General features: G+C 58.9%; 20 protein-coding genes. 13 read left to right on the top strand and 7 right to left on the bottom strand.

What is annotated here, in order from left to right:
* Positions 1–9 precede the first annotated feature (9 nt).
* Both KI614_RS08735 and KI614_RS08740 read right to left on the bottom strand, forming a co-directional pair.
* Positions 10–1059 (bottom strand): serine endopeptidase, encoded by a 1050-nt coding sequence (locus tag KI614_RS08735; RefSeq protein WP_226404696.1) that lies wholly within the window; start codon positions 1057–1059, stop codon positions 10–12.
* Entirely contained in the window at positions 1056–2000 is a 945-nt protein-coding gene (locus KI614_RS08740) for a DUF808 domain-containing protein (RefSeq protein ID WP_226404698.1), read from the bottom strand. Before KI614_RS08740 ends, KI614_RS08735 begins: the two co-directional genes overlap by 4 nt.
* Positions 2001–2142: 142 nt before the next feature.
* Between KI614_RS08740 and KI614_RS08745 the strand changes: the two genes are divergently transcribed.
* The 4 genes from KI614_RS08745 (at position 2143) to KI614_RS08760 (ending at position 6841) form a co-directional block, all read left to right on the top strand.
* Positions 2143–3195 (top strand): poly(3-hydroxybutyrate) depolymerase, encoded by a 1053-nt coding sequence (locus KI614_RS08745; RefSeq protein WP_226404700.1) that lies wholly within the window; start codon positions 2143–2145, stop codon positions 3193–3195.
* A gap of 70 nt (positions 3196–3265) precedes the next feature.
* The gene (gene parE / locus KI614_RS08750; RefSeq protein WP_226404702.1) at positions 3266–5227 is read left to right on the top strand and encodes a DNA topoisomerase IV subunit B; all 1962 of its coding nucleotides are present in this window, start codon (positions 3266–3268) and stop codon (positions 5225–5227) included.
* A 112-nt stretch (positions 5228–5339) separates the two neighbouring features.
* The gene (locus KI614_RS08755) at positions 5340–5849 is read left to right on the top strand and encodes a Spy/CpxP family protein refolding chaperone (RefSeq protein WP_226404704.1); all 510 of its coding nucleotides are present in this window, start codon (positions 5340–5342) and stop codon (positions 5847–5849) included.
* Between the two features lie 98 nt (positions 5850–5947).
* Positions 5948–6841: a patatin-like phospholipase family protein gene (locus KI614_RS08760; protein WP_226404706.1), complete on the top strand. Its 894-nt coding sequence runs from the start codon at positions 5948–5950 to the stop codon at positions 6839–6841.
* Positions 6842–7522: 681 nt separating this feature from the next.
* On the opposite strand, the gene KI614_RS08765 is transcribed toward KI614_RS08760, so the two are convergent.
* Entirely contained in the window at positions 7523–7807 is a 285-nt protein-coding gene (locus KI614_RS08765) for a hypothetical protein (RefSeq protein ID WP_226404708.1), read from the bottom strand.
* 441 nt (positions 7808–8248) lie between these two features.
* On the opposite strand from KI614_RS08765, the gene KI614_RS08770 reads away from it, so the two are divergent.
* Entirely contained in the window at positions 8249–8569 is a 321-nt protein-coding gene (locus KI614_RS08770) for a hypothetical protein (protein ID WP_226404710.1), read from the top strand.
* 81 nt (positions 8570–8650) lie between these two features.
* Here KI614_RS08770 and KI614_RS08775 read toward each other — a convergent pair whose 3' ends face one another.
* Together KI614_RS08775 and KI614_RS08780 are read right to left on the bottom strand one after the other, a co-directional pair.
* Positions 8651–9961 (bottom strand): homoserine dehydrogenase, encoded by a 1311-nt coding sequence (locus KI614_RS08775; protein ID WP_226404712.1) that lies wholly within the window; start codon positions 9959–9961, stop codon positions 8651–8653.
* 44 nt (positions 9962–10005) lie between these two features.
* The gene (locus KI614_RS08780) at positions 10006–11235 is read right to left on the bottom strand and encodes a pyridoxal phosphate-dependent aminotransferase (RefSeq protein WP_226404714.1); all 1230 of its coding nucleotides are present in this window, start codon (positions 11233–11235) and stop codon (positions 10006–10008) included.
* A gap of 98 nt (positions 11236–11333) precedes the next feature.
* Here KI614_RS08780 and KI614_RS08785 point away from each other — a divergent pair, with 98 nt between their 5' ends.
* Genes KI614_RS08785 through KI614_RS08795 form a run of 3 tightly spaced genes read left to right on the top strand, consistent with a single transcriptional unit; the run spans position 11334 to position 13573 of the window.
* A complete protein-coding gene (locus KI614_RS08785; protein ID WP_226404716.1) occupies positions 11334–11711 on the top strand; it encodes an Mth938-like domain-containing protein in 378 nt (125 codons plus the stop codon).
* Positions 11712–11753: 42 nt separating this feature from the next.
* Complete coding sequence (locus KI614_RS08790; protein WP_226404719.1) at positions 11754–13034, top strand: nucleotide sugar dehydrogenase; 1281 nt, start codon at positions 11754–11756, stop codon at positions 13032–13034.
* Between the two features lie 17 nt (positions 13035–13051).
* Complete coding sequence (locus tag KI614_RS08795; RefSeq protein WP_226404721.1) at positions 13052–13573, top strand: gamma carbonic anhydrase family protein; 522 nt, start codon at positions 13052–13054, stop codon at positions 13571–13573.
* A 48-nt stretch (positions 13574–13621) separates the two neighbouring features.
* On the opposite strand, the gene fliW is transcribed toward KI614_RS08795, so the two are convergent.
* Entirely contained in the window at positions 13622–14068 is a 447-nt protein-coding gene (fliW, locus tag KI614_RS08800; protein ID WP_226404734.1) for a flagellar assembly protein FliW, read from the bottom strand.
* A gap of 117 nt (positions 14069–14185) precedes the next feature.
* Here fliW and KI614_RS08805 point away from each other — a divergent pair, with 117 nt between their 5' ends.
* The 5 genes from KI614_RS08805 to KI614_RS08825 all read left to right on the top strand — a co-directional run bounded on the left by KI614_RS08805 (position 14186) and on the right by KI614_RS08825 (position 20636).
* Complete coding sequence (locus KI614_RS08805) at positions 14186–16531, top strand: Tex family protein (RefSeq protein WP_226404736.1); 2346 nt, start codon at positions 14186–14188, stop codon at positions 16529–16531.
* A gap of 129 nt (positions 16532–16660) precedes the next feature.
* Positions 16661–17983 carry a ferric reductase-like transmembrane domain-containing protein gene (locus tag KI614_RS08810; RefSeq protein WP_226404738.1) on the top strand — a complete coding sequence of 441 codons (1323 nt, stop codon included), beginning with the start codon at positions 16661–16663 and terminating at the stop codon, positions 17981–17983.
* A gap of 75 nt (positions 17984–18058) precedes the next feature.
* Entirely contained in the window at positions 18059–18403 is a 345-nt protein-coding gene (locus KI614_RS08815) for an arsenate reductase (RefSeq protein WP_203466728.1), read from the top strand.
* Positions 18400–19281 carry an Hsp33 family molecular chaperone HslO gene (locus KI614_RS08820; RefSeq protein ID WP_226404740.1) on the top strand — a complete coding sequence of 294 codons (882 nt, stop codon included), beginning with the start codon at positions 18400–18402 and terminating at the stop codon, positions 19279–19281. Before KI614_RS08815 ends, KI614_RS08820 begins: the two co-directional genes overlap by 4 nt.
* Complete coding sequence (locus KI614_RS08825; RefSeq protein ID WP_226404742.1) at positions 19278–20636, top strand: sensor histidine kinase; 1359 nt, start codon at positions 19278–19280, stop codon at positions 20634–20636. Before KI614_RS08820 ends, KI614_RS08825 begins: the two co-directional genes overlap by 4 nt.
* Here KI614_RS08825 and KI614_RS08830 read toward each other — a convergent pair.
* A complete protein-coding gene (locus KI614_RS08830; RefSeq protein WP_226404744.1) occupies positions 20617–21807 on the bottom strand; it encodes a PLP-dependent aminotransferase family protein in 1191 nt (396 codons plus the stop codon). The genes KI614_RS08825 and KI614_RS08830 overlap by 20 nt on opposite strands.
* Positions 21808–21835: the final 28 nt, after the last annotated feature.

Here is a 21835-nt window from a genome sequence, read left to right on the forward strand (position 1 = left end):
GCCTGATCTTCAGAGACCGGCCACAGCCTTGGCCGCAGCACCGCAGGCATGGCAGAAACGTGAAAAAGCACTTTTCCGGGCGGCGCATTGCTCGCAGTGATCGAACAGGCAGATACCGCAGTGCGGGCAATAATCGATTGCGGTATTGGCCAAATCAACCGGACGCTCGCAGCCGGGACAAACCTTCTTGGCCAGGCGAGCAAGTGCCGTGTCGTAACCCAACTCCTTGCGACGCTCCAGATCAGGCATCGCCTCAGCCTGTTTCTGGCGTTCAAGATAACGGTTCAGCCCGATGATCGCCTGCCGACCGACCAGTACCGTCACCACGATCCCGACTGCGTAGCGAACGTACCCCCCGTAACTCGGCAAATACGGCACCAGTTCGACAAAGAAGGCAAATAACGCAAAGTAAATGAAGCCCCAGACAAAAGGCCACCAGGTACTCTGGCGCTTTTTGGCGAATAACCAGCCAGCCGCCCCCAATAAGGGCAAGGTCAGCAGCAGGCGATACCCGAAGACGCGCAACTCCTGACTTTGCTGTGCCGCGGTCAACTGGCTGGCAGCCGCATTTTCCAGTTCGCCCAACCGATTGCGGGCATGCTGCTCGGCCTGCTGCGCATCGAGCGCAACTTGTTGCTGGCTTTCAACCCCCGCCAGGGCGTTGCGTTCTGCCGCCTTGAGTTCATCGAGTGCTTTTGTCCGGCTCAGCAGTTCATCATCCTGCTCCGCCCGCTGGGTCGCGTGCCGGGTAGCCAGCCAGTTGTTGAAGGTTTCCCGCGCACTGCCCGCATTGGCACGTGCCGTGTTGTGTTTCAGGCGCGCCTGCTCCAGTTTTTCCTGGGCATCCTGCGCCGTTGCCTGGCTTTGCTTGATCGTGGCACGCACCTGCTCGGCGGCAGGCTTGTCGATGAAATCTTCAAGCGTGTAGTAATGCTCAACCTTCGGCAAATTCTCGACGATCGTACCGCCCAGCCCGATCAGAAAGCTGGCGAAAACGAAGGCAACCAGCCACAGGCCGAAGCGAAACCATTTTTCCGACAAACGAAGTGCCTTGCTCATTGCGGGCCTCCTTTCCTGATTCGCCCCAATGCCGAAACGCATTTAACGCCGGCCAGGGCAAGTACACCACCAACGAAACCAACCACCATATCGAGCATTACCGGCGTCAGCACTTTCAGCAACATCGATAATCCGCCGCTTGTCGCTGCCCATTCCGTCGCCAGTTCAATTGCATGCTGCGCGGCCGGAATGCCGTGGGCAATAATGCTGCCACCGACCATGAACATCGCGGCGGTGCCAATGACGGTCAAAGCCTTCATCAGCCACGGCGCGGCCTGAACCAGAAGCCGGCCACACTGGCGCGCCAGCGCATTGCGCTTGCGCAGCAGATAAAAACCCAGATCATCGAGTTTGACGATGCCGGCCACGATGCCATAGACACCGACAGTCATGATCAGCCCGATGCCGGCCAGCACGGCCAGTTGGGTCATGAACGGCTTGTCGCTGACCGTCCCCAGCGCAATGACGATGATCTCAGCCGAAAGCACGAAATCGGTCCGGATCGCGCCTTTGACCTTCTCTGCTTCCAGTTCGGCCAGGTTACCGATCGTCTCGGATTCTGCGGCCACCGTATCGACATGGTGGCCGGCAGCGTCATCGGCGCGGTGCAAAAACTTGTGGGACAGTTTCTCGACACCTTCGAAACAAAGGTAGAAACCGCCAATCATCAACAATGGCAGGATGGCCCACGGCATCAGCAGGCTGATCGCCAGGGCCGCCGGTACCAGAATCAGCTTGTTCTTCAGCGAGCCGACGGCTACGGCCCAGACAACCGGCAATTCGCGTTCGGCACGGACCCCGGAGACCTGTTCGGCATTAAGTGCCAGATCGTCACCCAGCACACCGGCTGTTTTCTTGGCCGCAACCTTGGTCATCGCCGCAACATCGTCGAGCGCCGAGGCAATGTCGTCAATCAGAAGCAGCAGGCTGGCTCCGGCCATTGAAATTCTTTCATTTTGAATAAAACGCCATTCTAAAGAATAAAACCAGCGGGATAGATAAAGCAGTCGATCTGTTATCCTGCCCCGGCTGAAATTGCCGCTTTACCCCTGCAACGGCCCAATCTTCGGAGTCTGCCGCATCATGTCCCTGCTTTCCTGCCGTTCGGCATTCGCCTTTTCGCTGGCCTTGCTGGCCAGTGCCCCCCAGGCGGCCCCTGCCCTGCCCCAACTCGGCGCGACCACAAACGATCTGACGGTTTCCGGCATTTCTTCCGGTGGCTACATGGCCGTTCAGTTCCAGGTCGCTTATTCAGCACTGGTACACGGAGCAGGCATCATCGCCGGCGGACCGTATTACTGCGCCAGCGGTTCGGTTAACCGGGCTCTCGCCAACTGCATGGAAGCCACCGGCAAGGACACGCCGCCACAGCCGGCCGAAACGCTGAACACCATCCGGCAACTGGCCAAGGCAGGCAAAATCGATGCCCCGGAACATCTGCGCGACGATCGCGTCTGGCTTTTCTCCGGCGGCAACGACAAAACCGTCGCCCCGTCGGTCATGGACGCCCTGGCAGCCTTCTACCGCGAAGCCTTGCCGGAAAACGCCATCCGCTACGTCAAACTGCCTGATGCCGGCCATGCCATGCCATCGGTCAGCGATATCCAGCCCAACGCCTGCAACACCTCGACCCCGCCGTTCATCAACCGCTGCAAGGATTTCGATGCGGCCGGACAGTTGCTGAGCCATCTGCTCGGCTCAATCAAGCCATCGACCTCGGCGACAGACGGCGACATCATCGCCTTCGACCAGCGCCCCTTCATCAGCGGCACAGCCGTCGATGCCAGCCTGGCCGACGAAGGCTACGCCTTCATCCCGAACGCCTGCCGCAGCGGCAATTGCCGGGTACACATGGCGTTTCACGGTTGCCGCCAGAATGTCGGCGAAGTTGGTCGCCGCTTTATCGAAGGTGCCGGTTACAACCACTGGGCAGCCAGCAATCGGCTGATCGTCCTCTATCCGCAAACCATCGCGCGCAGCGGCTTTGCCTTCGGCTCGACCCAATGGCTGCTCAATCCGAAAGGCTGCTGGGACTGGTGGGGCTATACCGGCACCGACTACCACACGCGCGACGGTGTCCAGATGCGCGCTATCCGGGCGATGATTGACACACTCGCCCAACCGCCGAAACGGTAAAATCCGCCCCAAACATTTATCGGCCGCCGTGCTGCGGTCGACGGCCCAATTTGTCTGATTTTCGAAACGAATGACTGAATACTCCGCCTCCTCCATCCGCGTCCTGAAAGACCTCGAGCCCGTCAAGGAGCGTCCCGGCATGTACACCCGGACAACCTGCCCGACGCACATCGTCCAGGAAGTCATCGACAACTCGGCCGACGAGGCGCTGGCCGGCTACGCCAAGCGTATCGGCGTCCTGGTCCGGGCCGATGGTGTGATCGAGGTGAGCGACAACGGGCGCGGCATTCCGGTCGAAATGCATCCGGAAGAAGGTCGCCCGGCGGTCGAACTGGTGTTCTGCAAACTGCACGCCGGCGGCAAGTTCAACAAGAAGGAATCAGGCAACGCCTACCGTTTCTCCGGTGGCCTGCATGGTGTCGGCGTTTCGGTGACCAATGCCCTGTCCACCCGGCTGGAAGTTGAAATCAAGCGCGGCGGCGGCGTGCATCGCATCGTTTTCGCCGACGGTTTCGTCATCGAACCACTGACCCGGATTGCCGATTGCGGTCAGCGCAATACGGGCACCACGGTGCGCATCTCGCCCGATGCGAAATATTTCGATTCGCCGAAGGTCAATCTCGGCCAGCTTGAGCATCTGCTGCGCTCCAAGGCCGTGCTCATGCCGAATGTTACGGTCGACCTCGAAATCGAGGGCGATTCTGGCACCAGCAACAAAAAAACCTGGTGCTACCAGAACGGCATGGCCGATTACCTCAATGAAATGATGGTCGGCACGCCGGTTGCCCCGATTTTTGTCGGCGAGAAATATGTCGAGACGGCCAACGGTTTCGCCGTCGGCGAAGGTGCCACCTGGGCGCTGGCCTGGTTCGAGGAAGGCGGCGGCAAGCCTGAAAGCTACGTCAACCTGATTCCGACACTGGACGGCGGCACCCACGAAGCCGGGCTGAAGGCCGGCGTCTTCGAGGCGATCAAGACCTTCGCCGACCACCATGCCATCCTGCCGGCCAAGGTCAAACTGGCACAGGAAGACGTCTGCGGCCGGATGACCTACCTGCTCTCGGCCAAGGTGCTCGACCCGCAGTTCCAGGGCCAGACCAAGGAAAAACTGACCAGCCGCGACGCCTACAAACTAGTCTCGCAAATGGTGCGCGACCCTTTCGAGCTATGGCTGAACAGCCATGCCGAATTCGGCAAGAAGATTGCCGAACTGGCCGTCAAGGCGGCGCAGAACCGGATGAAATCGACGCAGAAGGTCGAGAAGAAGAAAACCTCCGGCATCGCCACCCTGCCCGGCAAACTGACCGATTGCGAATCCGACGACCTCAGCCGCAACGAAGTCTTCCTGGTCGAGGGTGACTCGGCCGGCGGCTCGGCCAAGCAAGGCCGCGACAAGGAAACCCAGGCCGTGCTGCCCCTGCGCGGCAAGGTGCTCAACACCTGGGAAGTCGAGCGCGACCAACTGTTCAAGAACAACGAAGTGCATGACATCTCGGTCGCCATCGGCGTCGACCCGCACGGCATCGACCAGCTCGACAGCATCGACGTTTCCGGCCTGCGCTATGGCCGCATCATCGTCATGTCCGATGCTGACGTCGACGGTTCGCACATTCAGGTGCTGCTGTTCACGCTCTTCCTCAAGCACTTCCCGGCACTGGTCGAGCGCGGCCACATCCACGTCGCCCAACCGCCGCTGTTCCGCGTCGATGTCGAAGCCCGCGGCCACACGCGCAAGGTCTATTGCCTCGACGAAGCCGAAAAGGAACAGACGCTGCAAAAGCTGCGCGACGAGGGCGTTTCGGAAAACAAGATCACCGTTTCCCGCTTCAAGGGTCTTGGCGAAATGAACCCGGACCAGTTGTGGGAAACGACGCTCTGCCCGGATACCCGCCGTCTCGTGCCTTTCCAGGCGAGCCGCGAAATGATCAAGGAAATGACCGCGACTTTCACCCTGCTGATGGGCAAGGGCGAAGCCGCCGGACGCCGGGCGTGGATGGAAAAGGACGGCGGCCTGGTCGAAGCCGACGTTTGACCGGAAACAGCTTGCAACACTTTCGGCATCCCCAGAAATAACTGAATTACATGTTTGCGCTTTAATCATTTCCAGCGCGGAATTCCCGCCAGTCATGATCAAGGAGTCAAACATGTTCAAGAATAAAAAATTGCATATCGCAGCGCTGGTTGTCGGGATCAGTGCCGTTGCGATTTCGGCCCCGAGCTTCGCCCAACGCGGCGATTGCATGGGTAACGGTTCAGCCGGTGGAAAATTTTCCGAAGCGCGTTTCAGCGACCGCATGAAGCAGCACCAGCAACGCCTGCACGATGCCTTGAAGCTGACGCCACAGCAGGAACCGGCCTGGACCAAGTTCCAGGAATCCCATCCGTTCAACAATGCCGCCAACCGCCCGGCTCAGGCCGACATGGCCAAGCTGACGGCTCCGGAACGGGCTGAAAAGATGCTGGAATTGCAAAAGCAGCATCAGGAAGGCATGAGCAAGCATCTCGTCGCCATGAAGGATTTCTACGGTCAACTGAGCCCGGAGCAGAAAAAAGCCTTCGACGAGCAAAGCCAGATGGGCCAACGCGGACAACGCGGCGGTCGCGGTGCCGGCCCGCAGGGACCGGGTGCGGGTGCGACAGCACCGACCAACTGACCGCCTGACAATCTTGGGGTCGATGGATACGGATCGTTACGCAGGACACCCCTGAGGCAAGGCTAGAATGGTGGGCTACGTCCACCATTCTAGACACCGTGCTCATTTCAGCCTTGCGTAAATCCTGTTCATCGGCCCTCTCGATCGTCTTTGCCCTCATCCTGGCCGGCTGTTCCAGCCTTACCGGAAAACCGGCGGCACCGCCGACACCGGTTGCGGTCGTCCAGAAACCCAAAATCGGCTTGGCCCTTGGCGGTGGTGCAGCCCGCGGCTTCGCCCATATCGGCGTGATCAAGATGCTGGAATCGCAGGGCATCGTCCCTGATTTCATTGTCGGCACCAGCGCCGGCGCCGTGGTCGGCGCACTCTATGCCGGCGGCAACGATGCTTACGCCATCCAGAAAATCGCCATCCAGCTCGATGAAAAAATCTTTGCCGACTGGACGCTGGGCGGACGCGGCTTGCTCAAGGGCGAAGCACTCCAGGACTACGTTAATCAGCAGCTCAACAAACGGCCGCTGGAAAAGCTGAACAAGCCTTTTGCAGCCGTCGCCACCGATTTGAACAGCGGCGAGCGCGTTGTTTTCCGAACGGGCGACACAGGTACGGCCGTGCGTGCATCGGCCGCGGTGCCCGGCGTTTTCCAACCCGTCCAGTTTCGTGGCCACACCTATGTCGATGGCGGCCTGACCAGCCCGGTGCCGGTTCAGGCGGCCCGCGAGATGGGCGCCGACTTCGTCATCGCCGTCGATATTTCCAGCCAGGCCAACGGCCAGCCCATCGACAGCATTTCGGCCATTCTCTGGCAGACGACCACCATTATGGGCGGCATTATCAGCAAAAATGAATTGCGCGATGCCGACATCGTCATTCGCCCCAAACTGCCCTACGTCAAATCCTGGGACTTCACCGCCCGGCATGAAGCCGTGCTCGAAGGCGAACGCGCCGCCCAGGCGGCTTTACCGGCAATCCGCCAAAAACTCGGGCGCTAGATCACCCCGAAAATCTAAAGCCGCCTATCGCCGGAGGCGTTTTGGCTAGCCTCTTCCGGATTCATTTCGGAAGGCGGAATAATGTGAATGACGACAGCCTGCAGGCGGCCAGGAGCGGTCGATGGGTAAATTATCCTAAACCTGCCGTACAATCCCATTGGCAATTTTTTATGCCCGCCGGGTTGTAAGTTAAGAATCCAAGAATCCCTGCGATGTCGCTATCCACTTCACTTAGGCCTTTGAAACTCTCGCTGGTAGATGAAGAACCAATATCGAAGCAATCGCTGGATTTCGTTCCGAGAGGAAATCATTGAACTCGATGGCGACAGATGCGTGCATTGCAACAAAGGCCGCGGCGATGGCGTGATTCTTCAAGTTCATCATAAGCAATACCTGCCGGGGAAGGCTCCATGGGAGTACCCATTCGAGCTATGCGAGACATTGTGTAAGCGTTGCCACGCAGTAGAACATGGGGAAATTCGGCCAGACTCCGGGTGGGAGTGCGTTGCTCAGGACGATTTGGGAGGCCTCTATGGAACATGTGATCGTTGCGGCACCGATATTCGATATGTGTTCTTCGTTCAGCATCTCAATTGGGAATCAATGGCCGTTGGCACCGTCTGTTGCGATGACTTGACAGGAACAACAGTCGCAACGGAAAGCAGAAAGCTAGATGAGCGGTTAGAACGATTCCTTAGTTCGAAGAGGTGGCGCGCGGAAGATGGACGGCACCTTATCAAGCAGAAGCAGATCGAAGTTCAAATTGTTCCCGTCGTTGGCGGCTTTCGCATTCTTATGAATGCTACTAAGGGAAAAACCGTTTACCCGACGCTGGATGCCGCAAAGACGAGAGTCTTTCGGTTCATCGAAACCGGAGAGGCCGATAGCTTCTTTTCGAAAAAAGCCTAACCCTGCACCCAGACTTCCTGCAAAAAGCCGCTCCAGCCCGATTTCGTTCTCGTTCATGAGCGTCCGCTTTCCCCGGTCAGCAACTGCCGCTTTGGGTCGGGAGCACGTATTCACCAGGTGAATAAGCGGTCGTTCAAAGCCACCCAATGCTGAACGGCTGGTGAGCGCCAGATTGCTGCCTGACACCGACCGATAGGCCAATGGCCGGATTAGCCGAGTAGTTCGCATTCGGCTCTTACCCTGAACGGCAGCAGCAATTGGAAACCTGCCATTGGGGCCCTGAAAGGCCGAAGGTCCAGATTAAACACAGAAGAGACCATCTCCTTTTCAGATTCATCTGCGGAAAGCAATCGATCAAATTTCGACTCCAGTCCAAAAAACACCATAAACACAAGCCTCTCAGCTTGGTAAGCATTAGGTAACTGCTTTTCTTGTTATTACTTGATACATTGCCATGTCGGCAAGCGTTTGCGCTTTCAGCACTCATTGGAGCCAGAAATGCAACAACTGTATTCGGTAGAACAACTAGAGAAAATTATTAACGAGGCGACGATATACATGTGTGCCTGCCCGGCACAGGTGGCCAAGATGGTAAGCAAGCTACGCCACCTCCATGACTACCAGCAGAATTGCCTGATGCGAAACAGTAATGATTTAAAAACCGAAGTTCATGACCGGATTGCTCAGGCCGCCATTGAGGCGCATCGAATCATGGAAGCTTGTATGCAGGACATCCTGAGAATCGAGGGATGGAACCCGGAAACGCTGAACATGCCTGATGATTTGCGTGAACTACTCATCCGTGAAGCAATGGAATAGGACGTCGAATCCGCACCATATTTTGGAATCCAATAAAAAAAGGGGCCATCGGCCCCTTTTCGCATGCGGTCGAGAAACGATTTACTGCAGTTCTTCCAGGCGAATGCGCTTGACCTTGCCTTTTTGGGCGGCCAGGCCTTCGATCTTGGCAATCGCGGCATCGGCTGCGCTTTCCTTGCAGACGTGGGTCAGGATAATGATATCCGTCTCGCCTTCGCCCTCTTCCGGCTCGCGCTGGAGCATGGCGTCGATCGAGATGCCCTGGTCGGCCAGGATGCGGGTGACATCGGCCAGCACGCCCGGCTTGTCTTCAACGCGCAGGCGCAGGTAGTAACCGGTTTCGATCTCGCTCATCGGCAGGATCGGCAGGTTGGACATCGAATCCGGCTGGAAGGCCAGATGCGGCACACGGTGGGCTGCGTCAGCAGTGGCCAGACGGGTGACATCGACCAGATCGGCGATCACGGCGGAGGCGGTCGGTTCGGCACCGGCGCCCTTGCCGTAGTACATCGTGGCGCCAACGGCATCGCCCTTGACCAGCACAGCGTTCATCGCGCCTTCAACATTGGCGATCAGGCGCTTGGCCGGAATCAGCGTCGGGTGAACGCGCAGTTCGATACCCTTTTCACGGCGCTTGGCAATGCCGAGCAGCTTGATGCGGTAGCCGAGCTGTTCGGCGTACTTGATGTCGGAAGCTTCCAGCTTGGTGATGCCTTCGATGTATGCCTTGTCGAACTGCACCGGAATACCGAAAGCGATCGAGGCGATCAGCGTTGCCTTGTGAGCGGCGTCGACACCTTCGATGTCGAAGGTCGGATCGGCTTCGGCGTAACCCAGACGCTGGGCTTCCTTGAGCACGTCGTCAAAGGACAGACCCTTGTCGCGCATTTCGGAAAGAATGAAATTGGTCGTGCCGTTGATAATGCCGGCCGCCCATTCGATACGATTGGCGCTCAGGCCTTCGCGCAGTGCCTTGATGACCGGAATGCCGCCGGCCACAGCCGCTTCGAAAGCGACCATGACGCCCTTTTCCTGGGCGGCGCTGAAAATTTCGGTGCCATGCACGGCGAGCAGAGCCTTGTTGGCAGTGACCACATGCTTGCCATTGGCAATCGCTTTCATGACCAGTTCCTTGGCCACACCGTAGCCGCCGATCAGTTCGACAATGACATCGATTTCCGGGTCATTGACCAACGCAAAGGCATCATCCGTGACCTTGCAGGCGCCGCCGGTGATTTGCTTGGCCAGTTCGACATTCTTGTCGGCCACAGTCGTGATCTGGATCGGACGACCGGCGCGACGGGTGATTTCTTCCGCATTGCGCTTCAGAACAGTCCAGGTACCACCGCCAACGGTGCCGATGCCAACGAGGCCAACATTCATGGGTTTCATAGTTTTCAGTATCAGAGAGACAGGTTTGATGGAGGGCGGACGGCTTAGTTGGTACCGTGACGCTTGCGATAGTTTTCAAGGAAACGAGCGACCCGGCCGATCGCCTCCCGCAGATCATCTTCGTGCGGCAGGAAAACGAGGCGGAAGTGGTCCGGGTGCGGCCAGTTGAAGCCGGAACCCTGGACCAGCAGCACCTTCTCTTCCTGCAGCAACTCGGAAATAAAGGCCTGATCGTTCTTGATCGGATAAACCTTGGGATCAAGGCGCGGGAACATGTACAGCGTTGCCTTGGGCTTGACGCAGCTGACGCCGGGAATGGCCGAGATCAGCTCGTGCGCCAGATCGCGCTGACGACGCATGCGACCGCCCTCGCCGACCAGATCGTCAATACTCTGGTAGCCGCCAAGCGCGGTCTGGATGCCGTGCTGACCCGGCGCATTGGCGCACAGGCGCATCGAAGCCAGCATGTCGAGGCCTTCGATGTAATCCTTGGCATGACGCTTGTCACCCGAAACGACCATCCAACCGGCACGATAGCCGCAGGAACGGTAGTTCTTCGACAGGCCGTTGAAGGTGATGGTCAGTACATCCTCGGACAAGGAAGCAATCGCCGTGTGGGTCACGCCGTCGTAGAGCACCTTGTCATAGACTTCATCGGAATAGATGATCAGGTGATGCTGACGGGCAATTTCGATGATTTCCTTGAGCAACTCGTCCGGATACAACGCACCGGTCGGATTGTTCGGATTGATGATCACGATGGCCTTGGTTTTCGGCGTGATCTTGCTGCGGATATCGTCCAGATCGGGATACCAGCCGTTGCTCTCGTCGCACAGGTAATGCTTCGGCGTACCACCGGACAGGCTGATTGCCGCCGTCCACAGCGGATAGTCCGGCGCCGGCACGAGCACTTCGTCGCCAGCATCGAGCAGCGCGTTCATCGCCATGACGATCAGTTCGGAAACGCCATTGCCGACGTAGATATCTTCCAGCGTCACACCCTTGATGTTCTTTTGCTGGGTGTAATGCATGATCGCCTTGCGCGCCGCGAAGATGCCCTTGGAATCCGTGTAACCCGCCGCGTTGGGCAGGTTGCGGATGATGTCCTGCTGAATTTCTTCAGGCGAATCAAAGCCGAACGCGGCCAGATTGCCGATATTCAGCTTGATGATCTTGTGGCCTTCATCCTCCATCTGCTTGGCTTTCTGCAGCACGGGGCCGCGAATGTCGTAGCAGACGTTGGCGAGTTTGGCGGATTTCTTGATAAGTTTCACGACAGCTATCCCGCTATGTGGCAATGAGCCAAAGGTATAATCCTAATCTATCGAATGGTGCACCGCAATTTCGGCGGGCTTTTTAGGCAAATATCCTTGTGAAACTTCATCAATCCAACATCGCCGGACTCAACATGTTCACCGCCTACGGCGCAGGTTATGTTGCGGTCAACAATGAAAAATACGAGAAAAACCTGATCCTGCTGCCGGAATCCATCATTCCCGAGTGGTCGACCGCGGATATCACCTCGCTCGGCGAAAGCGACATGCAAAAGCTGCTCGAACTGGGCACTGAAATCATCCTGCTCGGCACCGGCAACCGCCTGCGCTTCCCGCCCGGCCCGCTGCTCCGTCCGTTTGCCGCAGCTGGTATCGGCATAGAGATCATGGATCTGCAGGCCGCCTGCAGAACCTATAACATTCTTGCGGCAGAAGGCCGTAAAGTGGCGGCTGCCCTGCTCTTCGATCCGCTCTGAGCACCGGCCCGAACAATCAACCATTTATTGACGAACTGAACGATGAAAACAATTGCCGTTGTTGGACTGGGTTACGTTGGCCTCCCGCTGGCGGTGGAATTCGGCAAGAAATTCCGCACCATCGGCCTTGATCTGTCGGCTGAAAAAGTTGCCAGCTACAAGCAGCACATCGACCCGATGGGCGAAGTCAGCAGCGCCGACCTCAAGGCGGCGACGCTGCTCGAAGTCGGCACCGACCCGGCCGCACTGCGCGAAGCCGATTTTGTCATCGTCGCCGTTCCTACCCCGGTCGACGACGCCTACCAGCCTGATTTCAGCCCACTCGTCGGCTCCTCGAAAGCCGTCGGCCAGAATCTGAAGCCGGGCGCCATCATCGTTTTTGAATCGACGGTTTACCCCGGCGCCACCGAGGAAGTCTGCATTCCGATCATCGAGCAGTATTCCGGCAAGAAATGGAAACAGGATTTCTTCGTCGGCTACTCACCGGAACGCATCAATCCGGGCGACAAGGAACGCACCGTCACCAAGATCGTCAAGGTGGTGTCCGGTGACACGCCCGAAACCCTGGCCACAGTCAGCGATATTTACAGCAGCGTGATTACGGCCGGCGTTTATCCGGCTTCCAGCATCAAGGTAGCCGAAGCCGCCAAGGTGATCGAAAACACCCAGCGCGACCTGAACATCGCCCTGATGAACGAACTGGCGATCATTTTTGACCGCATCGGCATCGACACCGTCGAAGTGCTTGAGGCCGCCGGCAGCAAGTGGAACTTCCTGCCTTTCCGTCCCGGTCTGGTCGGCGGTCACTGCATCGGCGTCGATCCTTACTATCTGACGCACAAGGCGCAGAAGCTCGGTTACCACCCGGAAGTCATCCTTGCCGGCCGCCGCATCAACGACGGTATGGGCAAGTTCATTGCCGAGCAAACGATCAAGCAACTGGTCCGTGGCGGCCATCCGGTCAAGGATTGCCCGATCATCGTGCTCGGCCTGACCTTCAAGGAAAACTGCCCGGATCTGCGCAACTCGCGCGTGATCGATGTCATCCGCGAACTTGAATCTTATGGCGCCAAGGTCGTCGTCCACGATCCGGTGGCCGATGCCGCCGAAGCCCGCCATGAATATGGTGTCGATCTGGTGGCCTGGGACGACCTGCCGAAATCGGCCGCCATCGTTGCCGCGGTCAACCATGCCGAATTCAAGGCTCGCCCAGCCAGCGACTTCATCGCCAAACTGGCTGGTGATGGCGTGATTACCGACGTCAAGAGCATGTTCAAGGCGGCTGAATTTACCGAGCGCGGTATTCAGGTCTGGCGCCTGTAAGCGGAAGAGGAGAATCCATGTCTCTGTTTCAACTCGGTGAAAAGAAACCGGTGGTCGGTGAAAATGCCTGGGTCGCCCCGAATGCCACGGTGATCGGTGATGTGCGCCTGGGGAAAAATGCATCGATCTGGTGGAATGCCACATTGCGCGGCGACAACGATCCGATCCACATCGGCGACAACACCAACATTCAGGATGGTTCGGTGTTGCACACCGATGAAGGCGTTCCGATGCATATCGGCAACAACGTCACCGTCGGCCATCTGGTCATGCTGCATGGCTGCACGGTCGGCGACGGCAGCCTGATCGGCATCGGTTCGGTGATTCTCAACCGGGCCGTGATCGGCAAGGGCTGCATCGTTGGCGCCAATACACTGATTCCGGAAGGCAAGGTCTTTCCGGATCGCGTCTTGATCGTCGGTTCACCGGGCAAGGTCGTACGCGAATTGTCCGATGAAGACGTCGCCAAACTGCAGCAATCGGCGGCGCATTACGTCGATAACGCTCAGCGTTACCGCGACACGCTGTCGCCGCTGTAAACGACAACGCGGGGCCGCAGCCCCGCGTCTGATTCCGGCCAGGAATCCTTAGACTTCGTTCACCAGGTTGCTCAGCGTGATGTTCGGACGCAGGGTCTGCATGACTTTCTGCAAGCCGACACGTGCCCGGGTATTGATCACCAGCGGCGCACGAATATTGGCGCTGACTGCCGGCGCGGCACTTTCAGCCTGACGCGACACAACCAGCATCACGGCGACATCTTCGGCCACGGGCGAAGCCAGCAACGCATTTTCGGAATCCGAAAGGGCCAATTCATAGTTGAAACCCAGCGTAGTCGGATCAATGATCTGGACAGCGAAAGCTGGATCATCGACTGACTGCAGCGTAAAACTGGCCGCCCCGCCCTGCGCGTTTTCTTCGTGCACCAGCATGAAGCGCTTGCTGTTCTCGAAGCCGACCAAGCCGCTCGGAAAGTTGATGATGCTCTCGGGATTGACCTCGACCGAGCCGAACAAATAGGTTTCAACTTGCATTATTCCTCCTCTGAATTGGACTACTTATCGCCGCATGCTACACCAAGCAGCTTGCGGTTGTAATTTCCCGCCGGATTCCGCATAGTCCACTCCCCTTTTTGCTGCACTGCCGCACCCATGCTCCCACCGATCGAACAACGCATTGCCTCCGAACTCGGGGTTCGCCCTGCCCAGGTTAACGCCGCCATCGCCCTGCTCGACGAAGGCGCCACCGTGCCTTTCATCGCCCGCTACCGCAAGGAAGTCACCGGCGAACTGGACGACACCCAACTGCGCAACCTGGAAGAACGCCTGACCTATCTGCGCGATCTCGAAGACCGGCGCAGCGCCATCGTGGCCAGCATCGACGAACAGGGCAAGCTGACGCCGGAACTGCGGGTCGAGGTGATGAATGCCGAAACCAAGCAACGCCTCGAAGACTTGTACCTGCCGTACAAGCAGAAGCGCCGCACCAAGGCCCAGATCGCCCGCGAAGCCGGCATCGAGCCGCTCGCCCTCGGCCTGCTGGCCGACCCGATGCTGACGCCGGAAGAAGAAGCCGGCAAATACATCAATGTCGACGCCGGCTTTGCCGACAGCAAGGCCGTACTCGACGGTGCACGCCAGATCCTGATGGAAAAATTCGCCGAAGACGCGGAACTGCTCGGCTCCCTGCGCGAATATCTCAGCGAACACGGTCTGGTGCGGTCGACCGTCGTCGAAGGCAAGGAAACGGAAGGCGCCAAGTTCCGCGACTGGTTCGATTTTGCCGAACCGATCACCAGCATGCCCTCGCACCGCGCGCTGGCCCTGCTGCGTGGCCGCAACGAAGGCATGTTGCAGGTGTCGCTGGTGCTCGACTCGGAAATTGACGAAGAAAACCTCAAGCCCGGCCCGAATCCTTGCGAACAACGCATTGCCGTGCGCTTCGGCATCAAGCCGCAGAACCGTCCGGCCGACAAATGGCTGGGGGACTGCGTGCGCTGGACCTGGAAGGTCAAGGTTTACACCCACCTCGAACTCGAACTGATGAACGAGCTGCGCGAACGGGCCGAGGAAGAAGCCATCCGCGTTTTCGGCCGCAATCTGAAGGATTTGCTGCTCGCTGCACCGGCTGGCCAGCATGTCACGATGGGAGTCGACCCGGGCATCCGTACCGGCTGCAAGCTGGCTATCGTCGATGCCACCGGAAAAATGCTCGACCACGCCACCATCTACCCGCACGAACCGCGCTGTGACTGGGATGGCTCGATGTCCACCATCGCCCGCCTCGCCGCAAAACATCAGGTCAGCCTGGTGGCCATCGGCAACGGCACGGCCAGCCGCGAGACCGACAAGCTGGTACAGGACGTGATGAAGCGTTATCCGGAAGCTCGCCTGACCAAGATTGTCGTCTCGGAAGCCGGCGCCTCGGTTTATTCGGCCTCTGAACTGGCGGCCAAGGAATTCCCCGACCTCGACGTATCGATCCGTGGCGCGGTGTCGATCGCCCGTCGCCTGCAGGACCCGCTGGCCGAACTGGTCAAGATCGATCCCAAGTCGATCGGCGTCGGCCAGTACCAGCACGACGTGTCGCAAGGCAAACTGGCGCGCAGCCTCGATGCCGTGGTTGAAGACTGCGTCAATGCTGTCGGCGTCGACGTCAATACCGCCTCGGTTCCGCTGCTCACCCGCATTTCGGGCCTCAATGCCAGCCTGGCAAGCAACATCGTCCAGTTCCGCGATGCCAATGGCGCGTTCAAGAGCCGCGACCAGCTAAAGAAAGTGCCGCGTCTCGGCGACAAGACCTTCGAACAGGCGGCCGGTTTTCTACGCGTTTCGAACGGCGACAACCCGCTCGATGCCTCCTCGGTGCACCCGGAAGCCTATCCGCTGGTCGAAAAAATCATTGTCGACCTGAAGAAGCCGATCAAGGAAATCATGGGCGACAGCCGGCTGGTCAAGAGCCTGAGCCCGAGCAAATACACCGACGAGCGCTTCGGCCTGCCGACCGTGCAGGACATTTTCCGCGAACTGGAAAAACCGGGCCGCGACCCGCGTCCGGAATTCAAGACCGCGACCTTCACCGATGGCGTGGAAAAGGTCAGCGATCTGCGTCCTGGGATGATTCTCGAAGGCGTCGTCACCAACGTCGCCGCCTTCGGTGCCTTCATCGACATCGGCGTGCATCAGGACGGTCTGGTGCACGTTTCGGCGCTCTCCAACACCTTCGTCAAGGACCCGCATGAGATCGTCAAGGCCGGTCAGGTGGTCAAGGTCAAGGTGCTTGAAGTTGACCTCCAGCGCCAGCGTATCGCGCTGACCATGCGCATGGGCGACGAACCCACCCAGGGCAAACGCAACGATCAGGCGCCGGCAAATCGCGGCAATAATCAAGGTAGACCGCAGCGACCGGGCAATAACGCCGGCAGCCAGAATCGCAGCAGCGGCCCGGCTCCGGCCGGTAACGCCATGGCCGCCGCCTTCGCCAAACTGAAAGGCTGAAAAGCCCCACCCGCATCCGCTGGCCCGTGTCAGCGGATGCATTTGCTTACACTTTCTGACCACCTGCTAACAGACAGCCGGCCGATCAGAACGTAAACTTGGCGGATGACGATTCAGTTCAGCCGCATCATGAAACATCCCCTGCTTGCTCTTGCTCTGGCGCCACTCGGTTTGTGGGCCGCTTTTGTCTTGCCTGACACCCTGGCCAGCAACCCCGGTTTCTGGGACTGGCGGCGAACGTTGGTCATTCTCTCCGGTATTTTCTCGCTCTGGTGGATGAGCGCCGGCATCCTGTTGGCCGGACGGCCAGGCTGGCTGGAACGCCGTTTTGGCGGGCTCGATAAGATTTACCGCCTGCATCGCAACATCGGGATCGGCGCTGGCGTCTTCGTCTTCATGCACTGGATGCTTGAATGGCTGCCCAAGAAACTGTCCCGCCTGGGCTGGTTGCCGGAACGAGTGCGTGGCCCGAAAGGACCGAAAGACTGGTGGATCAGCCTGGCCAAGGATGTCGGCGAATGGGCCGGCTACATCCTGTTGGCCATGGTGGTGATCGCCCTGATCCGGCGTATTCCCTATCGCTGGTTTCGCCTGCTGCACAAAGGATTCGGCGCTGTTTTCGTGGCTGGCACATTCCACGGTCTACTGCTCATGCCGGGCAATTTCTGGCAACAGCCGCTCGGCTGGCTGACCGCACTGCTCGCCGCCGCCGGCCTGATCCCGGCCCTGCTTTCCCTGGCCAACCGGATTGGCCGGCATCGCCAATACCCGGCACGGATTGAAAGCCTGCAACGACACGCGGACCACGTGCTTGAACTGGTCTGCCGGCCGCACAAGGGCTGGCCCGGACATGCCGCCGGACAGTTTCTGTTCATTGACTTTGGTCGCCCCGGCGAAGGGGCTCACCCCTTCACCATCGCCTCGGCCTGGGATCCGCAACAAGGAACGCTGACCCTGGCGATCAAGGAACTGGGCGACCTGACCAGGCAACTGCCGCACCTGCTCGAACCGGGACAGGCGGTCAGACTCGAAGGCCCGTACGGTCAATTCGATTTTGGCCTTGCCGAACCGGTCGACCGCGACAAGGCCGGTCATCCGCAAATATGGGTCGCCGGCGGCATCGGCATCACGCCCTTCCTTGCCCGCATGGAAGTCCTGGCCAAACAGGCCGCAGCCCGGCCCGAAATCGATCTTTTCTACTGCAGTCGACAAGCCGGCGGTTTTCCGGACAATCTCGAAGCACGCTGCCAGGCCGCCGGCGTTCGCCTGCACCATCAACTGACCAGCCGCGATGGTCCACTGGCTGCCAGCGAAATCACCCATCGACTGAAAAGCGGCAGCAGCGTCTGGTTCTGCGGCCCAGCCGATTGGGGCAAGGCCCTCGAAAAAACCTTGAAGTCAGCCGGTTTGCCAACCCCGGCCTTTCATCGCGAAGCCTTCGAATTTCGCTAAAAAGTCCCCCGCCGACTACCCAGAGAAATTCACCGGGCTGATATGATTGCTGCTTTGCAACAAGCATCGGCAGCAATGACAAAGGTATTCGGCATCAAGAACTGCGACACCATGAAAAAAGCCTTCGCCTGGCTGGGCGAACAAGGTGTTGCCTATGAATTCATCGACTACAAGAAAGCCGGCGTGGCCGAGGCTCACCTGCCCGACTGGAGCGCTCGTGCCGGTTGGCAGAAACTGCTCAACACACGTGGCCTGATGTGGCGAAAACTGAGCGAGGAAGAACGCGCCGATGTCGATGAAACCAAGGCCCTCAGCCTGATGGCCCAATACCCCAGCCTGATCAAGCGCCCGGTGCTCGACACCGGCAAAACCTTGCTGGTCGGTTTTGATCCGGCCCGTTACGAAGAGGTACTGAAATGAGCGAAAGCACCATCCGCCGCTTTATTTTCGAGCATCTCGATATCCGTGGTGCGGTTGTTCATCTCGGTGATTCCTGGCAACAAATGCAGGTTGACCGCAACTACCAGCCGACTGTCGCCCAACTGCTTGGCGAACTGGCGGCTGTCACGGCGCTGATTGCCGGCCAGCTCAAGCAACCGGGTCGCCTGACGCTGCAACTGCGCGGCAACGGTCCGATCCAGTCGCTGATCATGGATTGCAACGAACAACTCCAGATGCGCGGCATGGCCCGCAGCAACCCGGTCGTTCTGCCGGCCCCGGTGCCGGTCCTGCTTGGCGCCGACCAAGGGGGCAAGCTAATGATGAGCCTGGATATGCCGAATGCCCGCCAGCCTTACCAGAGCTTCGTGCCGCTCGAAGGCAACAGCATCGGCGAGATTTTCGAGCATTACCTCGAACAATCGGAGCAGCAGCCGTCACGCCTGTTCGTCACGGCCGGCCCGAATGCCGCAGCCTGCCTCTTCCTGCAGAAGATGCCGCAAGCCGACAATCACGATCCGGACGGTTGGAATCGGATCAGCCACATGGCCAGCACGGTCAAACCTGCCGAACTGCTCGAACTCGATGCCGAAGCCCTGCTCACCCGCCTCTTCCATGAAGATACGGCCGATCACGGCGTACGCGTCTATGACCCACAGCCCATCGTCTATCACTGCCCGGAAGACTGGGACAAGGTACGCGACATGGTCATCAGCCTGGGTCGGGCCGATACCGAATCGATTCTCGAAGAACATGGTGAAATCCTGATCCGCGACGATATTTGCAACCGCGAATACCGTTTCACCGCGGACGATGTCGCCGAACTTTTCGCCAAAACCACCGGACAGGCACTGCATTGAAACCATCCATCGACATTTTCTTTCTTGGTCGTCAGGTAGAACTGCTCTACCGCAACGTACGGCTGGGCCAGATCATGTCGGTGATCAATGCCGGTTTTCTGATCTGGGTCGCCCACGATATCTTCGGCTCCCCCGCGCTGCTGGCCTGGTGGGTTGCAGCCGTACTCGTCGCCGGGCTGCGCGTTGCACTGGCCACCCGGCATGCCCGGCTCGATGATGCGCAACGCCAGAAACAAGCAGTTCGCTGGCAGTATCGGGCGCGAGTCGGCGCCATGGCCAGCGGCTTGACCTGGAGCGTTGGCGCCTTGCTGTTGATGATCGACAGCGATACCACCCTGCAGTTATTCACTGCCTTCGTCATGGCCGGCATGGTGGCCGGTGCTGTCCCCGTTCTCGCTGCCGACAAAATTGCCTTCCGGCTCTATGCCTGGCCGATCATCCTTGCCGTGGCCATCGCCTCGCTGGGTATGGATTTGTTGCACATTGCCTTCAGCATGATGACTTTTCTCTTCCTGCTGATTGCCACGCGCAGTGCCGACTATTTCTACGCCACGCTGCATGACAGTTTCCGGCTCGAACACGAAAAGGATCAACTGCTCGAGCACCTGGAACAAGCCCGCCGGCAGTCCGAATTGTCAAACCGGGCAAAAACCGAGTTTCTGGCCAATATCAGTCATGAGCTTCGGACACCGATGAACGGCATCATCGGCCTGGGCGAATTGCTCAGTCTTGAGACGTTGACCGCGGAACAGCATGAGCTCCTGGTTCCCTTGCGTCGCTCCAGCGACGAATTGCTGCGCCTGATCAACAACCTGATCGAACTTTCAGCCCTTGAGGCCGGGCAGATCAGCCTGTCCCCGGCACCGTTTGCCGTGATCGAAATGTTGCGCGCCCTGCTCGACAACCAGCAACGCGCGGCCCAAGCCAAGGGACTGAAACTGGTCGAGGAAGACGATCCGCGGCTGCCGAGCCTGCTGATCGGCGATATCGACCGCCTGCGCCAGATATTCACGCATCTGGTCGGCAACGCCATCAAATTTACCGAACACGGCCAAATCACCATTTCGGCACAAATCGAATCATCGAACGACGATGCGCTGACCATTCGTTTTTGTGTCAGCGACACCGGGCCGGGCATTGCTGCCGACAAACTCCGCCTGCTCGATGGCGTGCTTGTCCAGACCGACGGCAGCGCCATGCGCCGTCATGGTGGGATCGGTGTCGGACTACCGATTGCCCGCAAACTGATTGAGCTGATGGGCGGCAGACTCGATATTGAAAGCACGGTCGGCATCGGCAGCCGCTTCAGTTTCAGCCTGCCATTTGTTCGCCCACTCAGCGACTCTCAGCTCTGACAGCCCTCAGCTGGCGAGCCGTTTCCTCTTTCAGCAATTCGGCCAGCAGGGCCAGACCGCGCTCTGCATCAGCTTCACTGGCATGACTGAAGTTCAGGCGCAAGGTACTACGGGCTGACGCTGCATCGGCAAAAAATGCTTCGCCCGGCATGAAAGCGACGCCGCGCTCGATCGCTGCGGTCAACAGCTGGCGCGTGTCGATTTTCGCTTTCAGTTCCAACCAGAAGAACAGGCCGCCCGGCGGAATTTCCCAATCGGCCAATCCGGCAAAATGCTGTGCCAGCGCACAGGCAAATGCATCGCGCCGACGTCGGTAGGTGTCGACCAGCCCCGCTGTTCTGGTCGTGCGCTCGGGACTGCGCAATTGTTCGAGCACCAGCCACTGGCTGAGTCGGTTGCTGTGCAGATCGGCGGCCTGCTTGAGCCGCACCAGATAGGGCAGCAAATCCGGCGAAGCAACCAGGTAACCGAGACGCAACCCCGGTGCCAGGCTTTTCGAGAATGAGCCCTGATAAACCCATGAGGCACGTTTCAGCCGGGCGCAAACCGGCGTCCGGTCACAATCGTCAAACACCAGGTCACGATAGGGATCGTCTTCGAACAAGGGCACCTGCAAGGCATCGCAGGCAGCCGCCAGATTGTCCCGCTCGGCGGTGCTGTAACAATGCCCGGTCGGGTTCTGGAAGGTCGGAATGGCGTAGGCAAAAGCCGGACGGTTTTGGCTCGACAAACCGGCCTGTGGCAACTTGGCATCCAGCTCGGAAAAACTCGCCCCGAAGTAGCGGAAAACCTGCAAGGCCGCGAGATAGGTCGGCGATTCAACAGCCACCGGCGTACCGGCATCGATGAACAGCTTGGCGACCAGATCGATCCCCTGCTGCGAGCCGGAAAGAATGATGACCTGGGCCGGATCGCAGCGCAGGCCGCGTTCATTCAACTCGTCGGCAACGCGCTCGCGCAAGGCTGTATCGCCTTCGCTGGCCCCGTATTGCAAGCTGGTGATCGGCATCCCATCGAGCGTGAGTTCGGGAAAGGTGTCAGCCGATGGCAAACCACCGGCAAACGAAATCATGCCGGGCCGCTCGATGACGGCGAGTATTTCGCGGATCGGTGATGGATGCAGATCGGCAATACGCTGGGAAAAACGGGGATTTTGATTGGCTAGGCTCATGTTTAATGTCAATGTTGTTGACCTATCG

It is taken from the genome of Dechloromonas denitrificans (genome assembly GCF_020510665.1).
GTDB lineage: Bacteria > Pseudomonadota > Gammaproteobacteria > Burkholderiales > Rhodocyclaceae > Azonexus > Azonexus denitrificans_B.

Coding starts and splice junctions, on each gene's coding strand:
- KI614_RS08735 (WP_226404696.1), bottom strand. CDS start 1,059: ATGAGCAAGGCACTTCGTTTGTCGGAAAAATGGTTTCGCTTCGGCCTG.
- KI614_RS08740 (WP_226404698.1), bottom strand. CDS start 2,000: ATGGCCGGAGCCAGCCTGCTGCTTCTGATTGACGACATTGCCTCGGCG.
- KI614_RS08745 (WP_226404700.1), top strand. CDS start 2,143: ATGTCCCTGCTTTCCTGCCGTTCGGCATTCGCCTTTTCGCTGGCCTTG.
- parE (WP_226404702.1), top strand. CDS start 3,266: ATGACTGAATACTCCGCCTCCTCCATCCGCGTCCTGAAAGACCTCGAG.
- KI614_RS08755 (WP_226404704.1), top strand. CDS start 5,340: ATGTTCAAGAATAAAAAATTGCATATCGCAGCGCTGGTTGTCGGGATC.
- KI614_RS08765 (WP_226404708.1), bottom strand. CDS start 7,807: ATGAACGAGAACGAAATCGGGCTGGAGCGGCTTTTTGCAGGAAGTCTG.
- KI614_RS08770 (WP_226404710.1), top strand. CDS start 8,249: ATGCAACAACTGTATTCGGTAGAACAACTAGAGAAAATTATTAACGAG.
- KI614_RS08775 (WP_226404712.1), bottom strand. CDS start 9,961: ATGAAACCCATGAATGTTGGCCTCGTTGGCATCGGCACCGTTGGCGGT.
- KI614_RS08790 (WP_226404719.1), top strand. CDS start 11,754: ATGAAAACAATTGCCGTTGTTGGACTGGGTTACGTTGGCCTCCCGCTG.
- KI614_RS08795 (WP_226404721.1), top strand. CDS start 13,052: ATGTCTCTGTTTCAACTCGGTGAAAAGAAACCGGTGGTCGGTGAAAAT.
- fliW (WP_226404734.1), bottom strand. CDS start 14,068: ATGCAAGTTGAAACCTATTTGTTCGGCTCGGTCGAGGTCAATCCCGAG.
- KI614_RS08805 (WP_226404736.1), top strand. CDS start 14,186: ATGCTCCCACCGATCGAACAACGCATTGCCTCCGAACTCGGGGTTCGC.
- KI614_RS08810 (WP_226404738.1), top strand. CDS start 16,661: ATGAAACATCCCCTGCTTGCTCTTGCTCTGGCGCCACTCGGTTTGTGG.
- KI614_RS08815 (WP_203466728.1), top strand. CDS start 18,059: ATGACAAAGGTATTCGGCATCAAGAACTGCGACACCATGAAAAAAGCC.
- KI614_RS08820 (WP_226404740.1), top strand. CDS start 18,400: ATGAGCGAAAGCACCATCCGCCGCTTTATTTTCGAGCATCTCGATATC.
- KI614_RS08830 (WP_226404744.1), bottom strand. CDS start 21,807: ATGAGCCTAGCCAATCAAAATCCCCGTTTTTCCCAGCGTATTGCCGAT.